This window comes from Streptomyces sp. TP-A0874, assembly GCF_001748085.1.
In the GTDB taxonomy this organism is placed as follows: Bacteria; Actinomycetota; Actinomycetes; order Streptomycetales; family Streptomycetaceae; genus Streptomyces.
Genome location: NZ_BBZK01000005.1, coordinates 608807 through 628330, shown reverse-complemented (window position 1 = coordinate 628330; position 19524 = coordinate 608807). Strand labels below are relative to the sequence as shown.

13 protein-coding genes and 5 tRNA genes are annotated in these 19524 nt (G+C 70.8%); 9 read left to right on the top strand and 9 right to left on the bottom strand.

The annotated features are described in order from the left end of the window. Positions 1–535: 535 nt before the first annotated feature. From BGP73_RS10345 to BGP73_RS10320, 6 genes are all read right to left on the bottom strand, one after another. Entirely contained in the window at positions 536–1438 is a 903-nt protein-coding gene (locus tag BGP73_RS10345; protein WP_139134549.1) for a PE-PPE domain-containing protein, read from the bottom strand. A gap of 112 nt (positions 1439–1550) precedes the next feature. Continuing rightward, the gene (locus BGP73_RS10340) at positions 1551–2225 is read right to left on the bottom strand and encodes a C39 family peptidase (protein WP_170837805.1); all 675 of its coding nucleotides are present in this window, start codon (positions 2223–2225) and stop codon (positions 1551–1553) included. 467 nt (positions 2226–2692) lie between these two features. Then, entirely contained in the window at positions 2693–3184 is a 492-nt protein-coding gene (locus BGP73_RS10335) for an inorganic diphosphatase (RefSeq protein ID WP_069814019.1), read from the bottom strand. A 568-nt stretch (positions 3185–3752) separates the two neighbouring features. Then, positions 3753–3825, bottom strand: a tRNA-Lys gene (locus BGP73_RS10330). Between the two features lie 146 nt (positions 3826–3971). Continuing rightward, the gene (locus BGP73_RS10325) at positions 3972–6299 is read right to left on the bottom strand and encodes a DEAD/DEAH box helicase (RefSeq protein WP_079127395.1); all 2328 of its coding nucleotides are present in this window, start codon (positions 6297–6299) and stop codon (positions 3972–3974) included. A 286-nt stretch (positions 6300–6585) separates the two neighbouring features. After that, positions 6586–6936 (bottom strand): metallopeptidase family protein, encoded by a 351-nt coding sequence (locus tag BGP73_RS10320; RefSeq protein ID WP_069813924.1) that lies wholly within the window; start codon positions 6934–6936, stop codon positions 6586–6588. Positions 6937–7105: 169 nt separating this feature from the next. Between BGP73_RS10320 and BGP73_RS10315 the strand changes: the two genes are divergently transcribed. From BGP73_RS10315 to BGP73_RS22005, 7 genes are all read left to right on the top strand, one after another. Further along, entirely contained in the window at positions 7106–8674 is a 1569-nt protein-coding gene (locus BGP73_RS10315) for a metallophosphoesterase family protein (RefSeq protein ID WP_069813923.1), read from the top strand. An 80-nt stretch (positions 8675–8754) separates the two neighbouring features. After that, a tRNA-Glu gene (locus BGP73_RS10310) sits at positions 8755–8827 on the top strand. A 37-nt stretch (positions 8828–8864) separates the two neighbouring features. After that, positions 8865–8939, top strand: a tRNA-Asp gene (locus BGP73_RS10305). A gap of 23 nt (positions 8940–8962) precedes the next feature. Beyond that, positions 8963–9036 (top strand) — tRNA-Phe (locus BGP73_RS10300). A gap of 280 nt (positions 9037–9316) precedes the next feature. After that, on the top strand, positions 9317–13414 hold the full coding sequence (gene hrpA, locus BGP73_RS10295) for an ATP-dependent RNA helicase HrpA (protein ID WP_069813922.1): 4098 nt from the start codon (positions 9317–9319) through the stop codon (positions 13412–13414). 128 nt (positions 13415–13542) lie between these two features. Continuing rightward, positions 13543–13617 (top strand) — tRNA-Asp (locus tag BGP73_RS10290). A 110-nt stretch (positions 13618–13727) separates the two neighbouring features. Then, entirely contained in the window at positions 13728–13913 is a 186-nt protein-coding gene (locus BGP73_RS22005) for a DUF6274 family protein (RefSeq protein WP_079127394.1), read from the top strand. 832 nt (positions 13914–14745) lie between these two features. On the opposite strand, the gene bldC is transcribed toward BGP73_RS22005, so the two are convergent. Next, positions 14746–14952 (bottom strand): developmental transcriptional regulator BldC, encoded by a 207-nt coding sequence (gene bldC / locus BGP73_RS10285; RefSeq protein ID WP_027749187.1) that lies wholly within the window; start codon positions 14950–14952, stop codon positions 14746–14748. 462 nt (positions 14953–15414) lie between these two features. Next, entirely contained in the window at positions 15415–16266 is an 852-nt protein-coding gene (locus tag BGP73_RS10280) for a hypothetical protein (protein WP_069813921.1), read from the bottom strand. Between the two features lie 183 nt (positions 16267–16449). On the opposite strand from BGP73_RS10280, the gene BGP73_RS10275 reads away from it, so the two are divergent. After that, positions 16450–17574 carry a Leu/Phe/Val dehydrogenase gene (locus BGP73_RS10275; protein ID WP_069813920.1) on the top strand — a complete coding sequence of 375 codons (1125 nt, stop codon included), beginning with the start codon at positions 16450–16452 and terminating at the stop codon, positions 17572–17574. Positions 17575–18002: 428 nt separating this feature from the next. After that, positions 18003–18266, top strand: coding sequence for a DUF3073 domain-containing protein (locus tag BGP73_RS10270; RefSeq protein ID WP_069813919.1), 264 nt, complete (start codon positions 18003–18005; stop codon positions 18264–18266). A 126-nt stretch (positions 18267–18392) separates the two neighbouring features. On the opposite strand, the gene purM is transcribed toward BGP73_RS10270, so the two are convergent. Further along, a complete protein-coding gene (gene purM / locus BGP73_RS10265; RefSeq protein WP_069813918.1) occupies positions 18393–19472 on the bottom strand; it encodes a phosphoribosylformylglycinamidine cyclo-ligase in 1080 nt (359 codons plus the stop codon). Positions 19473–19524: the final 52 nt, after the last annotated feature.

The window sequence follows — 19524 nt, the reverse complement described above, 5'->3', positions numbered from 1 at the left end:
GCAAGCATCCTAGGCACGCGCAACAATTCTCAAGTGCCTTGACAAACCATCAACTGTCATGCTGCCCGGCTTCGTCGCTGTTCCGGGAGGTGGTGACCCAGTGTTTCCGGGGCTTCGCGGGACACCGCTGACCAGCGGATACGGGGACTGTTTCCGGCCAAGTTCGGAGTGTCTCGATCACTGGGCGCCGGGCATCTCACAGTACGGATGCAGGCGGGTCCGGACCGTACTCACCCTTCACCAGCCAGTCGGACGGGGGTAGGGTGCCTGCTCGAAAACGTGCGGTGGTCTGGGTTCATCAGCGCTTGCCACGCTATACGCCTGGCTGGAAAGCATCAGCTGAGCCAGGATGGTTGGTCACCACAAGAGGGAAGATCACCGAGTTTGCCTGACCTCGTCTTGGTTTCCGACCCAAACAGCAGTGCACCGGTAGACCATATGATCTACCGGTGCACTGTCGAAGGTCGGTACGGACGAGGAACTCCCAGCCGAGTCGGTCAGGAACCGCGGCCCCGTCCGCTCCCGCGGCCGTCGCTCAGGGAACGGATAGCCACGGGAACTCGGCCAGGCGGTCGCGCATTTCGGGTGTCAGCTGCGCGGCAACCAGTCCGCGCACACTGCCGACCTCGCTCTGCGCACGGCTGAGGTCGCCGTTCCACATCTCCCACGGGGTGCCGATCGGCAGCGGCAGCGGTGCGCCGTGCGGCACCCGCGGCGGCTGGTCGATGAGCTGGTCACCACTGCCGGAGACCGCGCTGGGGTCGATGTCGTAGGCGTGGTCACCGAGGAAGTAGCCGGCCACACCGTTGGCGAAGCCCAACAGGTTGGTGATCGGGTTCTCCGAGTGGCAGATGCCGTCGTTCTTGTTGCAGATCTCCTGGACGGCGATGTCACCGAACGCCCGCGGCCCGCGCATCGACAGACCGGGCAGGATCGTCGGCAGATTGCCCTCGATACCTCCGGGTCCGCCGTTGACCCCCGGGCGCCGGGGGTCGCCGTAGAGGACCCCGTTGATCTGCCCGTGCGGAATGGCGTCCTCCTGCGAGAGGGCGTTCAGCTCGTCACCGGCGACGATCGCTCCCTGGGAGTATCCGGAGATGCTGATGTGCGAGTCCGGGCAGGCCGCGTGGAAGGTGCGGACCTCGGCGTCCAGCTTGGCGATGCCCTCCGCGACGGAATCGTCCATGGAGACGGTGTCGCCGGGGAACGGAGCGATCGAGGCCGAGTAGCGGATCTTGATGAACGCGGTCCCCGCCGGAAGTGTGGCGTTGGTCCGGTCGTAGACGGATGCCTCCGGGTCTCCGTGGCCGCCCACTTCGAAGATCATGGTGCTCGCGCAGGAGTCCGCGGTCGCCGACGGAGCCGCGACCGCGGTCCCAGCCCCGACCGCCAGCGCCGGCGCCATGGCCAGGGTCGCCACCAGGGTTCTGATTCTCACGTTCCCCCTCTTTCGCTTCTTGGTCGGAAGCTGCCGGGCCGCCCGTCCGACGACCCGACAACTCCTCAGTGGAAAGCCGCCGTTACCTCTGCGGGGACTCCCGGCGGACGGGTCAGGCCGAATATCCCTTCGGCGGGATGAGCGACGCGAGGTGGTCGAAGGTCAGCCAGTAGATCTGGTTGCCGCCGAACGAGGCCGGGTCGGCTATCTGCACGGTCCGGTTGTCGGTGTCGTAGCCGATCACCGTGAAGTAGTGGTAGATCGTCTCGTTCGGCGGGTAGCCGGGAGGCTGGTTCCCGGGCGGCGCGACGATGTTCGTCACCAGCGGGTAGTTGTTGTCGATGTCCAGGATGATGTCGTTCCAGAGCAGGTCCTTCTGCGCCTGGGTCGGCGGATCGTTGGGCATCTCCTTCGTCTCGTACCAGCCGGTGCCGAGGTTGGCGTTGAGCACACCGGTCACCTGGCTGATGTGGTCCGTGCCGCCGGTGTGGGTGCCGAGTTGCTCGGCCAGGACCGCCTGGCTGGGCGGGGCGATACGCGCGGAGAGCGCGATGCGGGTGGCCGCCGGACCGCACCAGTAGCCGGTCTCCTGCACCTGGTACTCGATCGCCAGGGTCCGGACGCTCTCGGTGTGGATGGCTTCGGTACGGATCGTCGAGGCGCTGGCGGCCTGCTTCTCGGCCACGGCGCCCAGCGCCGGATCGGCGTGGGCGACGCCCGGGAGGAACAGCGCGGCGGTTGCCGCCAGCGCCACGGCCGCGGGGACCGATCGCATTCTCGCGCGCATGACCAAACTCCTGCCTACGTGGGGGGTATGGCCAGATGATGGCTGCGAAAGAGGGTCGCTATGCCCCAGAGCGGCAAGACTGTCAGTTTCATGTCAAACGGCGACGGCGTTGGTCACGTCGCGTCAGGCGCACGCTTCAGAAGGTTCCGGCCACCTCCCGCGGCAGCGCGCGGCGGGGGTGGCCGGACCGGAGGTCGACCGGAGCATGGGCCGGCCCCGGGTCGGTTCGGAGAACGAGGACAGCGACCGCGAACGGGCCACCGGAAGGACGCGCCCCAGGCCCGTCATCCAGGGACGGGCCGGCCGAAGCCGCTCACAGCGGCCGCTGCTCCGCGGTACCGCGGGTACCGCGGGCACCGCGCCCGGAGCCGTACATCCGTCCTGGCCTCACCCCCAGGACCAGGCCCGCACATCTTCAGGATCCAGGCGTCAGGATCCAAGCGTCAGGGCGTCAGGGCGTCAGGGCGTCAGCCGCTGTTTTCCCGGGCGGCCCGCTCCCGCGACGCCGCGATCTCGGCGTACGCCTCCTCGCGGCCCACCCAGTGTGATCCCTCGACGGACTTACCGGGTTCGAGCTCCTTGTAGACCCGGAAGAAGTGGCTCATCTCCAGAAGCTCGAACTCCGCGATGTCGGTGACGTCCTGCACGGCCTCGTGGCGGAGGTCGTTGGCCGGAACACACAGCACCTTCTCGTCCGGTCCTCGCTCGTCGCGCATGACGAACATGCCGATCGCCCGGCAGCTGATCAGACACCCGGGAAAGGTGGGTTCGCCGACCAGCACGAGGGCGTCGAGCGGGTCACCGTCCCGGCCGAGGGTGCGGCCGATGAAGCCGTAGTCGGCCGGGTAGCGGGTGGCGGTGAAGAGCGTCCGGTCGAGCCGGATCCGCCCGGCCCGATGATCCATCTCGTACTTGTTGCGGGAGCCCTGGGGGATCTCCACGGTCACGTCGAACGCCACGGACACGGTCGCCTCCTCGCCTGCGCTGCTCCCCTGTGCTGCTCCTCTTCGGCCGGCCTCGGAGCCGCCTCGTCGCACGTCTTCCGGTGCCCGCCCCCGGACATCGCGAGAGCCGTCAGAGGCGCGCGGCCGGGGGCCGCACAGCGGGCGGCCGGCGCCGAGCCGGGCCCGTCCGTCGCGGTCGTCCGCCGAGGCCGGGCCAACAGCGAGGTGCGGAGCCCCAGCCTGAGGACCCACCGCCCAGGCACCCACTGCCCGGACGTCGGCACATCGCTCATGACAATCCAGTGTGCGCCCTGTCCCCCGGCTCGGCACCCCGAGCCGCCCGGGGCCGGGCAGGGCACCCCGCGCCACACCCCGCGACCCCGGGCCACTCCATGGCACCCCGCGCCCCCGGGCCACTCCATGGCACCCCGCGACCTTGGGCCACTCCATGGCACCCCGCGTCGGGACCCTGTCGGGGACCGTGTCCGCCGGTCCGGCTGCGGAACGGCGAAGCGCCCGGACCGATCAAGCCGGTTCGGGCGCTTCCTCGCAGTTCAGAGGGGGTATCCCTCCCTGCGCTCAGTAGGCCGTGTGGGACTCGAACCCACAACCAATGGATTAAAAGTCCACTGCTCTGCCTGTTGAGCTAACGGCCCGCGATGTTGCTCCCCCGAGCATAGCGGCCCCAGAAGGTGTCCCGTTCGGGGTATCCCCCCGCGACGGGACACCACGGAGCCGGGGGGCCGGGTCGGTGCGGCGGAGTCCGCCGCACCGACCCGGTCTGTCAACTCCTCGGCTGAACTCAGCCGTTGCGCTTCCAACGGGGCTTGTCGGCTCGGCGGTCGAAGGAGCGCCCGCCGGTCGCGCCGCCGTGGTGGTCGTCCCGGCGCGCCGGACGGTCATCGCGGCGCTCGCGGTAAGGACGGTCGCCGCCCCGGTACTTGAACTCCCTGCGGTCATGCGAGCCACCGGGACGGTCATCGCGCCGGTCACGGTTGAACCCACCGCCCGGACGGTCATCCCGCCGGTCACGGTTGAACCCGCCACCCGGACGGTCATCCCGCCGGTCCCGATTGAACCCACCGCCCGGACGGTCGTCCCGCCGGTCACGGTTGAACCCGCCACCGGGCCGGCTGTCCCGCCGCTCCCGGTAGTAGCCCCCGCCGCCCTGGCGGTCGCCGCGCTGGTCGAAGGAGCGGCCTTCCCCGCGGTCGCGGCCGAAGCCGCCACCGAATCGGTCCGAGCGGTCGTCGCGGCGGTCCCGGCCGTACCCGCCCCGGTCGTCCCGGCGCGCCGGACGGTCATCGCGGCGCTCGCGGTCCCGGCGGTCGTAGTTGCCCCGCTCGTCACGGCGCTGGTAGCTGCCGCGGTCCTCCCGGCGGTCCCGGTAGGACCCGCCCCGGTCACCACGGTCGCCCCGGTCGTAGCCGTTGCGCTCCTCCCGGCGTTCCTCCGGCCGGCTCTGCGTCGGCACGCTCTCCCCGGAGACCGGTTCGGCCTGGGCCGGCAGGCTCACCTCGGCTTCCGGAGCGGCCTGCTCCGCGGCCGCCACGGCCACCGCGGCCGCCGGGTCCTCGCCCCGCTCGCGGGCCGCCCGCATCAGCAGCCGGTCGGCCTCGTCGCGCAGCTCCGCGGCCCGCCGCTGCACCCGGCCGAGCTCACGCGTCAGCTCCTCCACCTCGCGCTCCGCCTGCCGAGCCGAGTTCGCGGCGGACTCCGCCTGGACCTCGGTGAGCGAACGCGCCCCGGTGATACGGGCCACGTCCTCGTCGAACGCCCCCGCCCCGCTGACGAAGTGCCGGCCGGCGTCGACGCCCGAGTCCTCCATCAGCCGGAAGATCTGCCGGCGCTGGTGCGGAAGGGCCAGCGAGACGACGGTGCCGCTGCGACCGGCACGGGCCGTGCGCCCGGAGCGGTGCAGGTAGTCCTTGTGGTCGCCGGCCGGGTCCACGTTGAGCACCAGGTCGATGCCGTCGACGTGGATGCCGCGGGCGGCGACGTCGGTCGCCACCAGGCAGTTGACGTAGCCGTCCTTGAAGTCGGCCAGGGTCCGGGTGCGCGCCCCCTGGGTCATACCGCCGTGCAGCGCGTCGGCCCGTACCCCGGACTCGCGCAGCTGCTCGGCGACCCGGTCGGCGCCCATCTGGGTCCGTACGAAGATGAGGGTGCGGCCCTTGCGGGCGGCGATGGCGGCGGTGACCGGCGCCTTGTCCCTCGGCTTCACGATGAAGACGTGGTGGTTCATGGTGCTGACGGCACCCTGCGCCGCGTCGACCTGGTGGGTCACCGGGTCCACGAGGTAGCGCTTGACCAGGGTGTCGATCTCGTTCTCCAGGGTGGCGGAGAACAGCAGCCGCTGGCCGCCGGGCGGCACGAGGTCGAGGATCTCGGTGACCTCGGGCAGGAAGCCCATGTCGGCCATCTGGTCGGCTTCGTCGAGGACCGCGACCTGGACCTTGTCCAGGCTGGCCGCGCCCCGGTCGATGACGTCGCGGAGCCGCCCCGGGGTGGCGACGAGGATGTCGACGCCACGCTCCAGGGCGTAGATCTGGTTGCCCATCGAGGTGCCGCCGCAGACGACCTTCATCTTCAGGCCGAGCACGTCACCGTAGGGCTGGAGCGCGTCGGCGACCTGCATCGCCAGCTCACGGGTCGGGGTGAGCACCAGGCCGCGGGGCCGCTTCTTCTCGGTGTGGCCGCCGGCCAGCTGGGAGAGGAGTGGCAGCCCGAAGGAGAGGGTCTTGCCGGAGCCGGTACGACCGCGGCCCAGGATGTCCCGCCCGGCGAGCGCGTCCGGGATGGTCGCGGCCTGGATCGGGAACGGGGTGGTGACGCCGTTCTGGGCGAGCTTGCGGACGATCGGCTCAGCGAGCCCGAGTTCCCCGAAGCCCGGCTCGGCGGGCTGCTGCGGGGCCTCCGGGGCGGCGTCGGTGACGACCGCCGCGTCCTCGGTGCTCTCCGCGGCCCCGTCGGCGGGGACGGTCTCGCCGGTGGCTGCCTCCGCTGTGGTCGGCATGGCGGCGGCGTCCGCGGCCTTCACGGCCTCCGTGGCGAGCTGCTCCGGCGAGACGGAGTTCTCTTCTTCGGCGAAATCGGACGTGCGGGGTCGATCAGACGTGGAAACAGACATGCGAGATGCGAAACCTTCCGGAGTTCTCGGCACGCGCCCAGTACTCCGCGAATCGCATACGACCTACGACCGCCTCAATGCGGTCTAGCCTCAGCCACGGCTCGGAACAGGAACGCGCCACACGGCGCTCTTCGGAAACGGCGCCGGGCAAGTGGGATCAAACGATCTACAACCATACGCACCAGCCGCCCCGGAGAGCAAATCACCCGGTCAGCCACATCTCCCGCCACCACGCCGTGGTTCCGTCGACTCCCGTCCCGGCCCGACGCCGGGGGGAGGCGCCGCCTCAGCCGTACCCCAGGGCGTGCAGGCGCTCGTCGTCGATGCCGAAGTGGTGCGCGATCTCGTGGACGACCGTTATCTCCGACTCGGTGACGACCTCCTCGCGGGTGGCGCACATCCGGAGCGTCGGCCCCCGGTAGATGGTGATCCGGTCCGGCAGGACGCCCGCGTACCACTCGCCCCGGTCGGTCAGCGGCGTGCCCTCGTACAACCCGAGCAGCTCAGGGTCGTCCGCCGGCGGCTCGTCCTCCACGAACACCGCGACGTTGTCCATCAGCCGGGTCAGCTCGGGCGGGATGCGGTCCAGCGCCTCGGCGACCAGTTCCTCGAACTCCTCACGCGTCATCTCCAGCACACGGCCATTCTCCGCCACCGGCAGCCCGGCCCGGCCCCACCCCCGGCCGTGGCGGGCCGCCCGGCCCCCGCCCCGGGGGCCACGGCGACGGCGCCGGGCATGGCACCGCCCGGCCCGGCGCCGTCGACGGCCGGGCATGGCCGGCGGTCGAGCTGGGCATACGGTCCCAATGGCTCGCGCAGCAGACCGGCCGCCATGGCTCCCACGCATCGCCCGCTCCGTCCGCGCCAGGGGCGCGCGGGCGCTGCGCCGCTGTCGCGCCCTGGTCGCCGCCCACCGCCGCTCCGCTCCCCGCTCCCTGACCCGTGCCCCTCGTCCGCTGGCCGGCGCCTTGGGCCTGGGCGCCGTGGTGCTGGTCGGGGCCTGGCTCGGACTGCTGGTCGTGGGGAGCGTCCGGGTGCCGGTGGGGCCGATGGACACCCGGATGGCCCTCCACCCCTCCGCCGACGGCGGCACGAAGATCAACGTCTCGCCGCTGGGCTCGCTGGAGCTGCAGAGCCACTCCGCCCCGATCCGGCTGGACGTCGACGTCGACCGGCTGGACCCCGAGCGGTCCCAGGCCCTGGTGGACCACCCGGAACGGATATCCGGCCTACAGGGGAAGATCGCCGACGACGTGGCCGCCGGCGCCACCGACCTCGCCGCCCGCTCGGCCGCCGCGGTGCTCTTCGGCGCCACCACGCTCGGGCTGGTGGTCTACCGGCGCCCCCGCCGGGCCCTGGCCGCCGGCGGGCTGGCGCTGGTCCTGCTGGCCTCCTGCGGAGGGGTGGCGTACGCCACCTGGAACCCGAAGTCGGTGCTGGAGCCGAAGTTCTCCGGGCTGCTCAGCAGCGCTCCGAACGTCGTGGGCAACGCCCGGAGCGTGGTCAGCGACTTCGACGCCTACCAGCAGGAGCTGGCCCGGCTGGTCACCAACGTCACCAAGCTCTACGACGCCACCGCGAACCTGCCCTCCTACCAGCCGGACCCGACGACGATCCGGGTGCTGCACGTCTCCGACATCCATCTCAACCCGGCCGCCTGGCACATCATCCGCTCGCTGGTCGAGCAGTACGACATCGACGTGATCATCGACTCCGGCGACACCATGGACCACGGCACCGCCGCCGAGAACCACTTCCTCGACCCGATCCCCGACCTCGGCGCCCCGTACGTCTGGGTGCGGGGCAACCACGACTCCAAGACGACCCAGAAGTCGCTGGCGGGCCGGAAGAACGTGCACGTCCTGGACCGGGGGAAGCCCGTGCAGGTCGGCGGCGTGCGGATCGCGGGCGTCGGAGACCCGCAGTTCACCCCGGACCGCTCGGTGAAGCCCTCCGGCGACGCGGAGGAGCGGCGCGCCGGCCGGGAGCTGGCCACCGCGATCAGGAAGCAGAAGGCGCTGGGACTGCCGGTGGACATCGCCGTCGCACACAACCCGGTGGCCGCCCGGGAGACCGCCGGCACCGTCCCCCTGGTGCTGGCCGGCCACACCCACAACCGGAAGACCTACGACCTGGACGGCGGCACCCGGCTGATGGTCCAGGGGTCGACCGGCGGGGACGGGCTGCGCGCCGTGGAGGGCGACGAGCCGGCCGACGTCCAGGCCTCGGTGCTCTACCTGGACCGGGACACCCGGCTGCTGCAGGCCTGGGACGAGATCGACCTGGGCGGGCTGGGGCTGTCGACCGCCGAGGTCAGCCGTCATCTGCCGGCGGACAACCGTCCCGGCGCCTCGCCCTCGCCGACCGAGCCGTAACCGTTTTGGCGAACACTCCCCTGATCCCATATGCTTCTCGCGTCCCCGACGGCGCCCCTCGGCGCCCAGGTGGGCCATCGGCCCTCATCGTCTAGTGGCCCAGGACGCCGCCCTTTCAAGGCGGTAGCACGGGTTCGAATCCCGTTGGGGGCACGCAAGATCTGTGCGAGACTGGTTCTCGCACAAGCTTGGTCCTGTGGAGCAGTTTGGAGTGCTCGCCACCCTGTCAAGGTGGAGGCCGCGGGTTCAAATCCCGTCAGGACCGCTGAAGTTCCTCGTGAACTTCGTGGCTGGGTAGCTCAGTTGGTACGAGCGTCCGCCTGAAAAGCGGAAGGTCGCCGGTTCGACCCCGGCCCCAGCCACCGCAGCCCATCAGGGCGAGAACACCCCCTGTCGGAGACATCCGGCAGGGGGTGTTCTGTCGTTCACCCGCCGAAGCGCCTCACCGAGCCCGTCCCACGATCGGCGTAGCGGCACACGGGCCCGGCCCCACCGCCGACCGGAGCGCCGCCGCGGGACACCCCCGGGCGGAGTCGACCGGAGAAGCCGCCCCCGGCCGCCCCGGCGAGCGGACGGGTGACGGCACGCGGGACGGGAACTCACTCGCCAGCCGTTTCCCGCAGGTGACATCCTTGACCCGGTATGCCTACTTCCTCGCCCTCGCCAGCCCCCTCCGCCGACGCCGCCTCCTTCGAGGCCCTGGGCTCCCGGCTCGCCGAGCTGACCCTGCGCGACGAGCGGCGCATCGGTCGTCGTCTCGACGGTGTACGCCGCGTCCGCAAGCCGGAGGCCCGGCGGAAGGCGCTCGAAGAGATCGCCGCCGACATCGAGGCCGCCGAGCGGCGCGTCGCGCTCCGCCGCGCCTCGGTGCCCGCGGTCAGCTACCCGGAGCAGCTGCCGGTCAGCCAGCGGAAGGACGAGATCCGCGCGGCGATACGCGACCACCAGGTGGTCATCGTCGCCGGTGAGACCGGCTCCGGGAAGACCACCCAGCTGCCCAAGATCTGTCTGGAGCTGGGCCGCGGCGTCCGGGGCCTGATCGGGCACACCCAGCCCCGGCGGATCGCGGCGCGCACGGTGGCCGAGCGGGTCGCCGAGGAGGTGGACCGCCCGCTGGGGGAGACCGTCGGCTGGAAGGTGCGCTTCACCGACCAGGTCGGGGCGGACACCCTGGTCAAGGTGATGACGGACGGCATCCTGCTGGCCGAGATCCAGACCGACCGGGAGCTGCGCCAGTACGACACGATCATCATCGACGAGGCCCACGAGCGCAGCCTCAACATCGACTTCATCCTCGGCTACCTCGCCCAGCTGCTGCCCAGGCGCCCGGAGCTGAAGGTCGTGATCACCTCGGCGACGATCGATCCGGAGCGGTTCTCCCGGCACTTCGGCGACGCCCCGATCGTGGAGGTCTCCGGCCGCACCTATCCGGTGGAGGTCCGCTACCGGCCGCTGCTGGAGGAGGGCTCCGAGGACGGTGACCGCGACCAGACCACGGCCATCTGCGACGCGGTCGACGAGCTGCAGGCGGAAGGCCCGGGCGACATCCTCGTCTTCCTCTCCGGCGAGCGGGAGATCCGCGACACCGCGGACGCGCTCGGCAAGAAGAAGCTCCGCGACACCGAGGTGCTGCCGCTGTACGCCCGGCTCTCGCACGCCGAGCAGCACCGGGTCTTCCAGCGGCACGGCGGACGCCGGATCGTGCTGGCCACCAACGTCGCCGAGACCTCGCTGACGGTTCCGGGGATCCGCTACGTGATCGATCCGGGCACCGCCCGGATCTCCCGGTACAGCCACCGCACCAAGGTGCAGCGGCTGCCCATCGAGCCGGTCTCGCAGGCCAGTGCCAACCAGCGGAAGGGCCGCTGCGGGCGCACCGCGGACGGCATCTGCGTCCGGCTGTACTCCGAGGACGACTTCCTCACCCGGCCGGAGTTCACCGACGCCGAGATCCTGCGGACCAACCTGGCCTCGGTGATCCTCCAGATGTCCGCGGCGGGCCTCGGCGACATCGAGGAGTTCCCGTTCATCGACCCGCCGGACCGGCGCCAGATCAAGGACGGCGTCCAACTGCTGGAGGAACTCGGCGCGCTGGAGACCGGAGGCAAGGCGGGCCGGCACCGGCTCACCCAGACCGGCCGCCGACTCTCCCAGCTGCCGGTCGACCCGCGGCTGGCCCGGATGGTCCTGGAGGCCGACCGGAACGGCTGCGTGCACGAGGTGATGGTGATCGCCGCCGCGCTGTCCATCCAGGACCCGCGGGAGCGGCCGGCCGAGAAGCAGCAGCAGGCGGACGAGAGCCACCGGCGGTTCGCCGACGAGAACTCGGACTTCCTCTCCTTCCTGAACCTCTGGCGCTACGTGCGCGAACAGCAGCGGGCGCTGTCCTCCTCGGCGTTCCGCCGGATGTGCCGCTCGGAGTTCCTCAACTACCTGCGGATACGGGAGTGGCAGGACATCCACTCCCAACTGCGGCAGGTGGCCAGGACGATGGACATCCACGTCCCCGCGGCCTCCGCCGACCAGCAGCCGGCACCGCCGGACCGGATCCACGCCTCGCTGCTGGCCGGCCTGCTCTCGCACATCGGGGTGAAGTACGTGGTGGGCGAGGAGGCCGGGAAGGGCGCCCGGAAGGAGTCCGGTGCGCGGAAGGAGTCGGGGCGGAACGAGTACCTCGGAGCGCGGGGCGCCAAGTTCGCCGTCTTCCCCGGATCGGCGCTGTTCAAGAAGCCGCCGCGCTGGGTGATGTCGGCGGAGCTGGTGGAGACCTCCCGGCTGTGGGCCCGGGTGAACGCCAGGATCGAGCCGGAGTGGATCGAGCCGCTGGCGCGGCACCTGGTGAAGCACACCTACAGCGAGCCGCACTGGGAGCAGCGGCAGGCGGCCGTGATGGCGTACGAGCGGGTGACGCTGTACGGGGTGCCGATCGTCGCCCGACGGAAGGTCAACTACGGCCGGATCGACCCCGAGACCTCGCGCGAGCTGTTCATCCGGCACGCCCTGGTGGAGGGCGACTGGCGTACCCACCACCAGTTCTTCCACGACAACCGGAACCTGCTGGAGGAGGTCGAGGAGCTGGAGCACCGGGCCCGCCGCCGGGACATCCTGGTCGACGACGAGACCCTCTTCGACTTCTACGACCGGCAGTTGCCGGAGCAGATCGTCTCGGGCGCGCACTTCGACTCCTGGTGGAAGAAACGGCGCCGGGAGGATCCGGAGCTGCTGAACTTCGAGAAGTCCATGCTCATCAACGAGCAGGCGCCGGAGCTCAGCGAGGAGGACTACCCGGACTCCTGGCGCCAGGGGGAGCTGACCTTCCCGGTGACGTACCAGTTCGAGCCCGGGACGGACGCCGACGGGGTCACCGTCCACCTGCCGCTGCCGGTGCTCAACCAGGTCTCCGAGGAGGGCTTCGACTGGCAGATCCCGGGGCTCCGCCAGGAGCTCGTCACCGAACTGATCCGCTCGCTCCCGAAGGCCATCCGCCGCAACTGCGTGCCGGCTCCGGACTACGCCCGACGGTTCCTGGCGGTCGCCTCGCCGCGCTCGGAGCCGTTGACCGTGACGCTCGGCCGGGAGCTGCAGCGGATGACGGGGGTCAGGGTCGAGCCCGGGGACTGGGATCCCGCCCGGGTCCCGGACCACTTGAAGATCACCTTCCGGGTGGTCGACGAGCGTGGCCGCACGGTCGCCGAGGACAAGGACCTCGAGGCGCTGCGGCTGCGGCTGAGACCGAGGACCCAGGCGGCGATCTCCGAGGCCTTCGAGCGGGCCGCCGCCCAGCGTGGCCGCGGCGGTCGACGCGAGCGGGCCGGCGGGCGCGGCGGCGGAGATGCGTCGGCGCCCGCGGCCGAGTCGCCGCTGCCGGCCCAGCGCCGGGGGCTCACCTCCTGGACGGTGGGGACCCTGGAGCGGACCTTCGAGACCCGTCGGGCGGGGCAGCCGGTGCGGGCCTATCCGGCACTGGTCGACGACGGGGACAGCGTCTCGGTGCAGCTCTTCGACACCGCAGCGGAGCAGTCCGCGGCCATGTGGCGGGGCACTCGCCGGCTGATCCTGCTCAACACGCCCGCCAGTCCGGCGAAGTTCGCCCAACAGAAGTTGAGCAACGCCGAGAAGCTGGCGCTCTCCCGCTGTCCGCACGGCAGCGTGCAGGCCCTCTTCGACGACTGCGTCAGCGCCGCCGCCGACCGGTTGATCGCCGCCCACGGCGGACCGGCCTGGGACGAGGAGGCCTTCCGCAAGCTGCTCGACGCGGTGCGGAGCGAGTTGGTCGACGCCACGATGGACGCGGTGCGGAAAGTGCGGGAGGTGCTGTCCGCCTGGCACTCCTGCGAAGGCCGGTTGAAGGCGACGACCTCGCCGGTGCTCCTGCCCTCGCTGACCGACATCCGGGAGCAGCTCGGCACACTGGTCAAGCCCGGCTTCGTGACGGCTCACGGCGTTCGGCGGCTGCCGGACCTGCTGCGCTACCTCGTCGCCGTCGACCGTCGGCTCCAGCAGCTGCCGCACAACGCCGAGCGGGACCGCACCCGCATGGCGAAGGTCCACCAGATGCGGGCGGAGTACGCCCGGCTGCTGGAGCGGCTGCCCGCGGGACGCCCGGTGCCGCGGGAGGTCGCGGAGATCCGCTGGATGATCGAGGAGCTGCGGGTCAGCTACTTCGCGCACGCCCTGGGGACCGCCTACCCGGTCTCCGACAAGCGGATCATGAAGGCGATCCAGGCCGCTTCCCCCTGACCAGGCCCGAGACGCCGCGCCGGGGAAATCCGAACCCGGTACGGGAAGGGGAGTACTGGTTCGACCTGAGGGCCTGAGCTGCTGTAGAGTCTGTCTCCGCAGCGCACGGAGAAAAGGCGCGGCAGCAAGGTCCTGTGGAGCAGTTTGGAGTGCTCGCCACCCTGTCAAGGTGGAGGCCGCGGGTTCAAATCCCGTCAGGACCGCATCGTTTGAGGGCCCGGATCCCCAGGATCCGGGCCTTCTCCGTGTCTTGACTGGCTCCTCTGCCGACGGTAATCAGGCATCAGGGGAAGCCTGCTCGGGAGGTACGCCGATGACGACGTCCACGAGGCACGAGACCGGAGCCCTGCTCCGCGCCCATCTGTCAGCAGCCGCGGGCTACCGCCACCTCACCCGCCACTGTCCCATCTGCCGGAGACTGCTCCACCTCGCGACGGAGAGCCCGGCCGGATCGCCGGGAGGAGCGGAGCCGGCGCCGACGAACGGAGCCGAGCACTGACGGCCGGGGCCGGTTCGCACGGACGATCGAGCCGGCCCCGGCCGTATCCCCTTTCACACATCCGGGGGAAGGGTGCTCGCGGGGTCCAAGGGCCGCCCGGGGAAAGGCCTTTCAGGTCTTGAAGACACCGCGAAAGACACAGTCTCACTACCTGGACAAAGCTTAGGGGTCAACAGCGACGCCCTGTGACAGGTGTCACTTGGCAACTTTCAAAAGCGAGGCACATCACACCCCGCCAGCGAGACCTCGATTTAATATGTGCAATTGCACGTCTGCCAGTCGTGCCTCCGCGGCAACCGACGCGGACGCCCGGCCCCCCTCGACCCCACCGGCAAGGGCCTGACGGGCCACCAGAACGACACCGCTCCGGGGTGGCGCAACCAGGGACTCCCGGCCCCTGAGGGCGCCTTGGAGGCGCCGGCGGCGACCCCGCGACCCCTTTTGCCCGACAGGCCGCCATCGAGCCCTGAGCGGCAGCTCCGCGGAATCGGCAACCCCGGCACCCGCTCAGGGCCGCCCCATGCCCCGCGAGCACCCCGAAGACGGGGCCCCAGCTCGCCGCCACACCACCGGAAAGTGCCAATACGCCCCATTTTCAGGCGTCGCTCGATCTCGACGGAGAACGAGAGTTGACGCCGGCCGACGAACCAGCGGGGCCGCAGGGAACAACCCTTGGACACAAAGATCGCGCTGGACCCGGCGGAGTCCAGCGCGATCGACGGCGCATCCCGGTCAGAGGATCGGAGCCTGTTGCGGCAGGCTCCCGCCAAGTGGAGCTATCTGGGCATCAATCGGGCGAGGGGACCCGGAAATGCCCGGTCATGCGGGTGTTTCAGACTTCGCTGCGCTGCTGCGGAATGCCCGCGAGCAGGGCACGGACCTCCGCTTCGCGGTAGCGCCGATGCCCTCCCAGCGTGCGGATAGACGTGAGCTTGCCCGCCTTGGCCCAGCGTGTGACCGTCTTCGGGTCCACGCGGAACATCGTGGCGACCTCAGCCGGGGTCAGCAGCGGCTCGGCATCAGGGGTGCGAGCGGTCATGAGCGGCCTCCTCGGAGAACCGAACCATCACGGTTCTTTCCTCTAAATTCTGCACCTTGACCCGCGTTGCCCGAAATGGCGGACGCGGGCCGAGTCGGTTATAGGACGAACGGCTTGTCCTCGGCACTACAACTACACCATCTGTCCAGCCACGTCGGCCAAACCGATGGAATTGCCCTCCGAGGCGTCCAACCTCGGCGGAACCCGATGGACCATGCCATAGCGGACAGTCACCCCGCCGTAACGATCAGTCACAACGCGGATCAGCCGTCACCAGCCCCACCAAGCCGTGCAATAGCGATCTATCCGCCCTTAGTTGGACGGAAGGAGCCCTTCCTGAGCTCCTTGTCCTATTTTGCCACGAGGGTACAGCTTTTTGGCAAGACCCCGTTAAGTGCTATCCATCACCCTTGGGGACCCTTGGGGCATTAGCGGCGATCGCTCCGCTCATGGTCCGGCTACTCAACTCGCGAACTGGCGGTCCCGGATGGCTCGCCAGCGGTCCGTGAGCCGCCCGTAGGCTTCCCCGGCCCGGGCTCCGTCGCCGTCCCGCAGCGCCTCCAGGCCCTCCGCGACATCGGCCGCGGAATGGTCCCCGGCCAACCGCCCGTCCCCCAGAGCATGTACCAGACCCCCGTAGTCCAGTTCGACGAGGGACCGGGGGTGGAACTCCTCCAACCAGCGACCGACATTCTCCAGGCCGTCGATCAGGGGGCTCTCGTCGAGCGCCTCCCGGAGCACCTTCAGCCCTCGGGCCACCCGGCGCCGCGCCTGCACCATCGGCGTGCGGTAGCGGAGCCTGGGGCCGGGCTCCGCGCCCTCCTCGTCCGCACGGCGGTACTCCCGCTCCTCGTCGGCGAAGAGCACGAACCACCGCGCCGGCACATGCCAGGTGGCCGAACGGATCCACGGCCGGGCGTCCGGGTTCTGCTCCAGCCAACGCTCGTAGTCGGCCACCGTCTGCCGCCGCACCACCGGCGGCAGCACCGCGTCCAGCACCGGCGCCGGCAGCTGCCGGGAGAGCTCCTCCAGGGCCAGCCAGCCCCGCAGCCGGGTGCGCCAGGGACAGACGCAGGTGACGCCGTCCAGGACCGCCACGAACGCCTCGTCGCTCTCGTGCACCGGCACCGGCACCGGCGGAACCGGCAGCAAGTCGGCCAGCGAACGGCGGAGTTCGTCCTGCTCCGAAAGGGTCTGCCCGCGCTCCGCGTAGTCGCACCAGCGGGTGCGCTCCGGCTCTGGAAAGGCCGCCAGCGGCTCGTAGACCCGTAGATAGGCCGCGTACGGAACGATCACCGATGACGCCAGTCCCACGCGTCCACTCCTCGTCGCCTACCCGTCCGTTCCAGACCGTTCGAATCGTCCCACGGCCCCGCGCCCAGAGCCTACGGAGAGCCGCTCTGCGAGCACCGTCCGGCCCCGTAGGTTTTACGCTATGCCTGACCGGCCCTCCCCACCCCCGGAGGGCGTCACCCCTTGAAATCGGGAGCCACCACCGTGACCGATGTCCGTCCACCCGCCGGATCCGGCGCTCAGTCCGTGCTGTCCACCCTCTTCCGGTCCGCTCAGGGCGGCCACGAGCAGGTCGTGCTCTGCCAGGACGAGGAGAGCGGTCTCAAGGCCGTCATCGCGATCCACTCCACCGCTCTCGGCCCCGCCCTCGGCGGCACTCGCTTCCACTCCTACGCCTCCGACGAGGAGGCCGTCCTCGACGCGATGAACCTCGCCCGCGGGATGTCCTACAAGAACGCCCTCGCCGGACTCGACCACGGCGGCGGCAAGGCCGTGATCATCGGAGACCCGGCGCAGCTCTCCGAGGGCGGCATCAAGAGCGAGCGGCTCCTGCTCGCCTACGGACGCTTCGTCGCTTCGCTGGGCGGGCGTTACGTGACCGCCTGCGACGTCGGCACGTACGTCACCGACATGGACGTCATCGCCAGGGAGTGCCGCTGGACGACCGGACGTTCCCCGGAGAACGGCGGCGCCGGCGACTCCTCGGTCCTCACCTCCTTCGGCGTCTTCCAGGGCATGCGGGCCAGCGCGCAGCACCTGTGGGGCGACCCGACGCTGCGCGGCCGGAAGGTCGGTGTCGCCGGGGTGGGCAAGGTGGGCCGGCATCTCGTCGGGCACCTGCTGCGGGACGGCGCCGAGGTCGTGATCACCGACGTGCGGGCCGAGTCGGTCGACGCGATCCGGGCCGATCACCCCGAGGTGCGGGCCGTCGCCGACACCGACGCGCTGATCCGCTCGGACATCGACATCTACGCTCCCTGCGCCCTCGGCGGCGCTCTCGACGACGCCACGGTGGCGGCGCTCACCGCGCGCATCGTCTGCGGCGCCGCCAACAACCAACTGGCCCACCCGGGGGTGGAGAAGGACCTCGCCGACCGGGGCATCCTCTACGCACCGGACTACCTGGTGAACTCCGGTGGGGTGATCCAGGTGGCCGACGAGCTGCGCGGTTTCGACTTCGAGCGGGCCAAGGCGAAGGCGACCGAGATCTTCGACACCACATTGGCGATCTTCGAGCGGGCGAAGTCCGAGGGCATCCCGCCGGCCGAGGCCGCGGACCGGCTCGCCGAGCAGCGGATGGCCGAGGCCCGCGAACGGGCGCAGCGCTGACGGGCAGCGCCCCGCCGCGGGCACATGGAGCGAGAGCCCGGTGACGCTCCGCGGTGCTCCGGCGGGGCGACTCCGGGCGGGTGACCGCCGCCGGAGTGGGACTCCGGCGGCGCGCGACGCTCGGTAACCGTCGGACTCACACAAAACCGGGAGGGGCAGGTCGGCCCGACGGGTGGGGGAGACAAGTCTCACCACCCATCGGCGGGTCGATCCGCGAGAGCCGGTAAAATGACACCTGACCTGCGGGGATAGGCATCCTCCAGGGGTGTGTTCCGGGGCACGTCCTACGGGCGACGTACCGTATGGTCTCGGAAGCAGGTACCGTTGAAGTCCTACGGACCGGTCTCTCCGAGGAGAGCCCGATCTGAATCATGAACGCGTGTCAAGACTCTGGGGCCGTCGAGCCCCGTCATTGAGGGGGTCGAGCCATGGGGCGCGGCCGGGCCAAGGCCAAGCAGACGAAGGTCGCCCGCCAGCTGAAGTACAACAGCGGTGGGACTGACCTCGCACGGCTGGCAGACGAGCTGGGCGCATCGAAGACCAAACAGCCGCCGAACGGTGAGCCGTTCGCGGATGACGAGTTGGACGATGACCCGTACGCACAGTACGCGGACCGCTACAACGACACCGACGATCAGGACGACGAGGAGTCGCAGTCGTCCGACCGGTCATCGCAGCGCCGCCGCGCCTGACGCAGCGGCGCCCGAGTCCACGGCACAGCAGCTGACCCGGTCCAGGGATCCCGCCCTGGGCCGGGTTCTGCGCTGTCTCCGCGCGGTCGCACCGCGATCCGTCCGTCATTCGCCCTCCTCCACCACTCAGGAGGCGTAGTCGCCGGTCAGGGCGGCAGCCGCCGGCTGCTCACCGCGTTCGGTGACCCGGCCGGCCACCCATGCCTCCACCCCGCGGTCGGCGAGGGTGGCCAGCGCCACGTCGACCGAACCCGCCGGCACCACGGCGACCATGCCGACGCCCATGTTGAGCGTCCGCTCCAGCTCCTCGCGCCCGACCGGGCCGACCTCTCCGACCAGCTGGAAGACGGGCGCCGGGGTCCAGCTGGAGCGGTCGAGGGTGGCGTGCAGCCCGTCGGGTACCACCCTCGCCAGGTTGCTGGCGAGCCCGCCCCCGGTGATGTGGGAGAAGGCGTGCACCTCGGTGACGCGGGCCAGGGCCAGGCAGTCGAGGGCGTAGATCCGGGTCGGCTCCAGCAGCTCCGCGCCGAGGCTCCGGCCGAGCTCCGGGACCTCGCGCTCCAGCTGCCAGCCCGCCCGTTCGAACAGCACGTGGCGGACCAGGGAATAGCCGTTCGAGTGAAGCCCGGAGGAGGCCATGGCGATCAGCACGTCTCCCGCCCGGACCCGCTCGGGGCCGAGCATCCGGTCCGCCTCGACGACGCCGGTACCGGCGCCCGCCACGTCGAAGTCGTCCGCGCCGAGCAGGCCGGGGTGTTCGGCGGTCTCGCCACCCACCAGGGCGCAGCCGGCGAGCACACAGCCCTCGGCGATCCCGCGGACGATCGCGGCCACCCGCTCCGGGTGGACCTTGCCCACACAGATGTAGTCGGTCATGAACAGCGGCTCGGCCCCGCACACCACCAGGTCGTCCACGACCATGCCGACCAGGTCGCGGCCGATGGTGTCGTAGACGCCGAGTCGGCGGGCGATGTCCACCTTGGTGCCCACCCCGTCGGTGGCGGAGGCCAGCAGCGGGCGGCGGTAGCCCTTGAGCGCGGAGACGTCGAAGAGGCCGGCGAAGCCGCCCAGACCGCCGACCACCTCGGGGCGGCCGGCCTTCTTCACCCACTTCTTCATCAGGTCGACGGCGCGCTCGCCGGCCTCGATGTCGACGCCCGCGGCAGCGTAGCTGGGCCCGGAGTCACCGGGGAGGGTCTCGGTCATCGCAGGCAGGTCTTTCGTGTCGGGGTGACGGGGGGCGTCCGCGGGCCGCAGC

Excerpts from the sequence above, each read along its gene's own strand:
- BGP73_RS10340 (WP_170837805.1), bottom strand. The coding sequence starts at position 2,225 with ATGCGCGCGAGAATGCGATCGGTCCCCGCGGCCGTGGCGCTGGCGGCA.
- BGP73_RS10325 (WP_079127395.1), bottom strand. The coding sequence starts at position 6,299 with ATGTCTGTTTCCACGTCTGATCGACCCCGCACGTCCGATTTCGCCGAA.
- BGP73_RS10315 (WP_069813923.1), top strand. The coding sequence starts at position 7,106 with ATGGCTCGCGCAGCAGACCGGCCGCCATGGCTCCCACGCATCGCCCGC.
- hrpA (WP_069813922.1), top strand. The coding sequence starts at position 9,317 with ATGCCTACTTCCTCGCCCTCGCCAGCCCCCTCCGCCGACGCCGCCTCC.
- BGP73_RS22005 (WP_079127394.1), top strand. The coding sequence starts at position 13,728 with ATGACGACGTCCACGAGGCACGAGACCGGAGCCCTGCTCCGCGCCCAT.
- bldC (WP_027749187.1), bottom strand. The coding sequence starts at position 14,952 with ATGACCGCTCGCACCCCTGATGCCGAGCCGCTGCTGACCCCGGCTGAG.
- BGP73_RS10270 (WP_069813919.1), top strand. The coding sequence starts at position 18,003 with ATGGGGCGCGGCCGGGCCAAGGCCAAGCAGACGAAGGTCGCCCGCCAG.
- purM (WP_069813918.1), bottom strand. The coding sequence starts at position 19,472 with ATGACCGAGACCCTCCCCGGTGACTCCGGGCCCAGCTACGCTGCCGCG.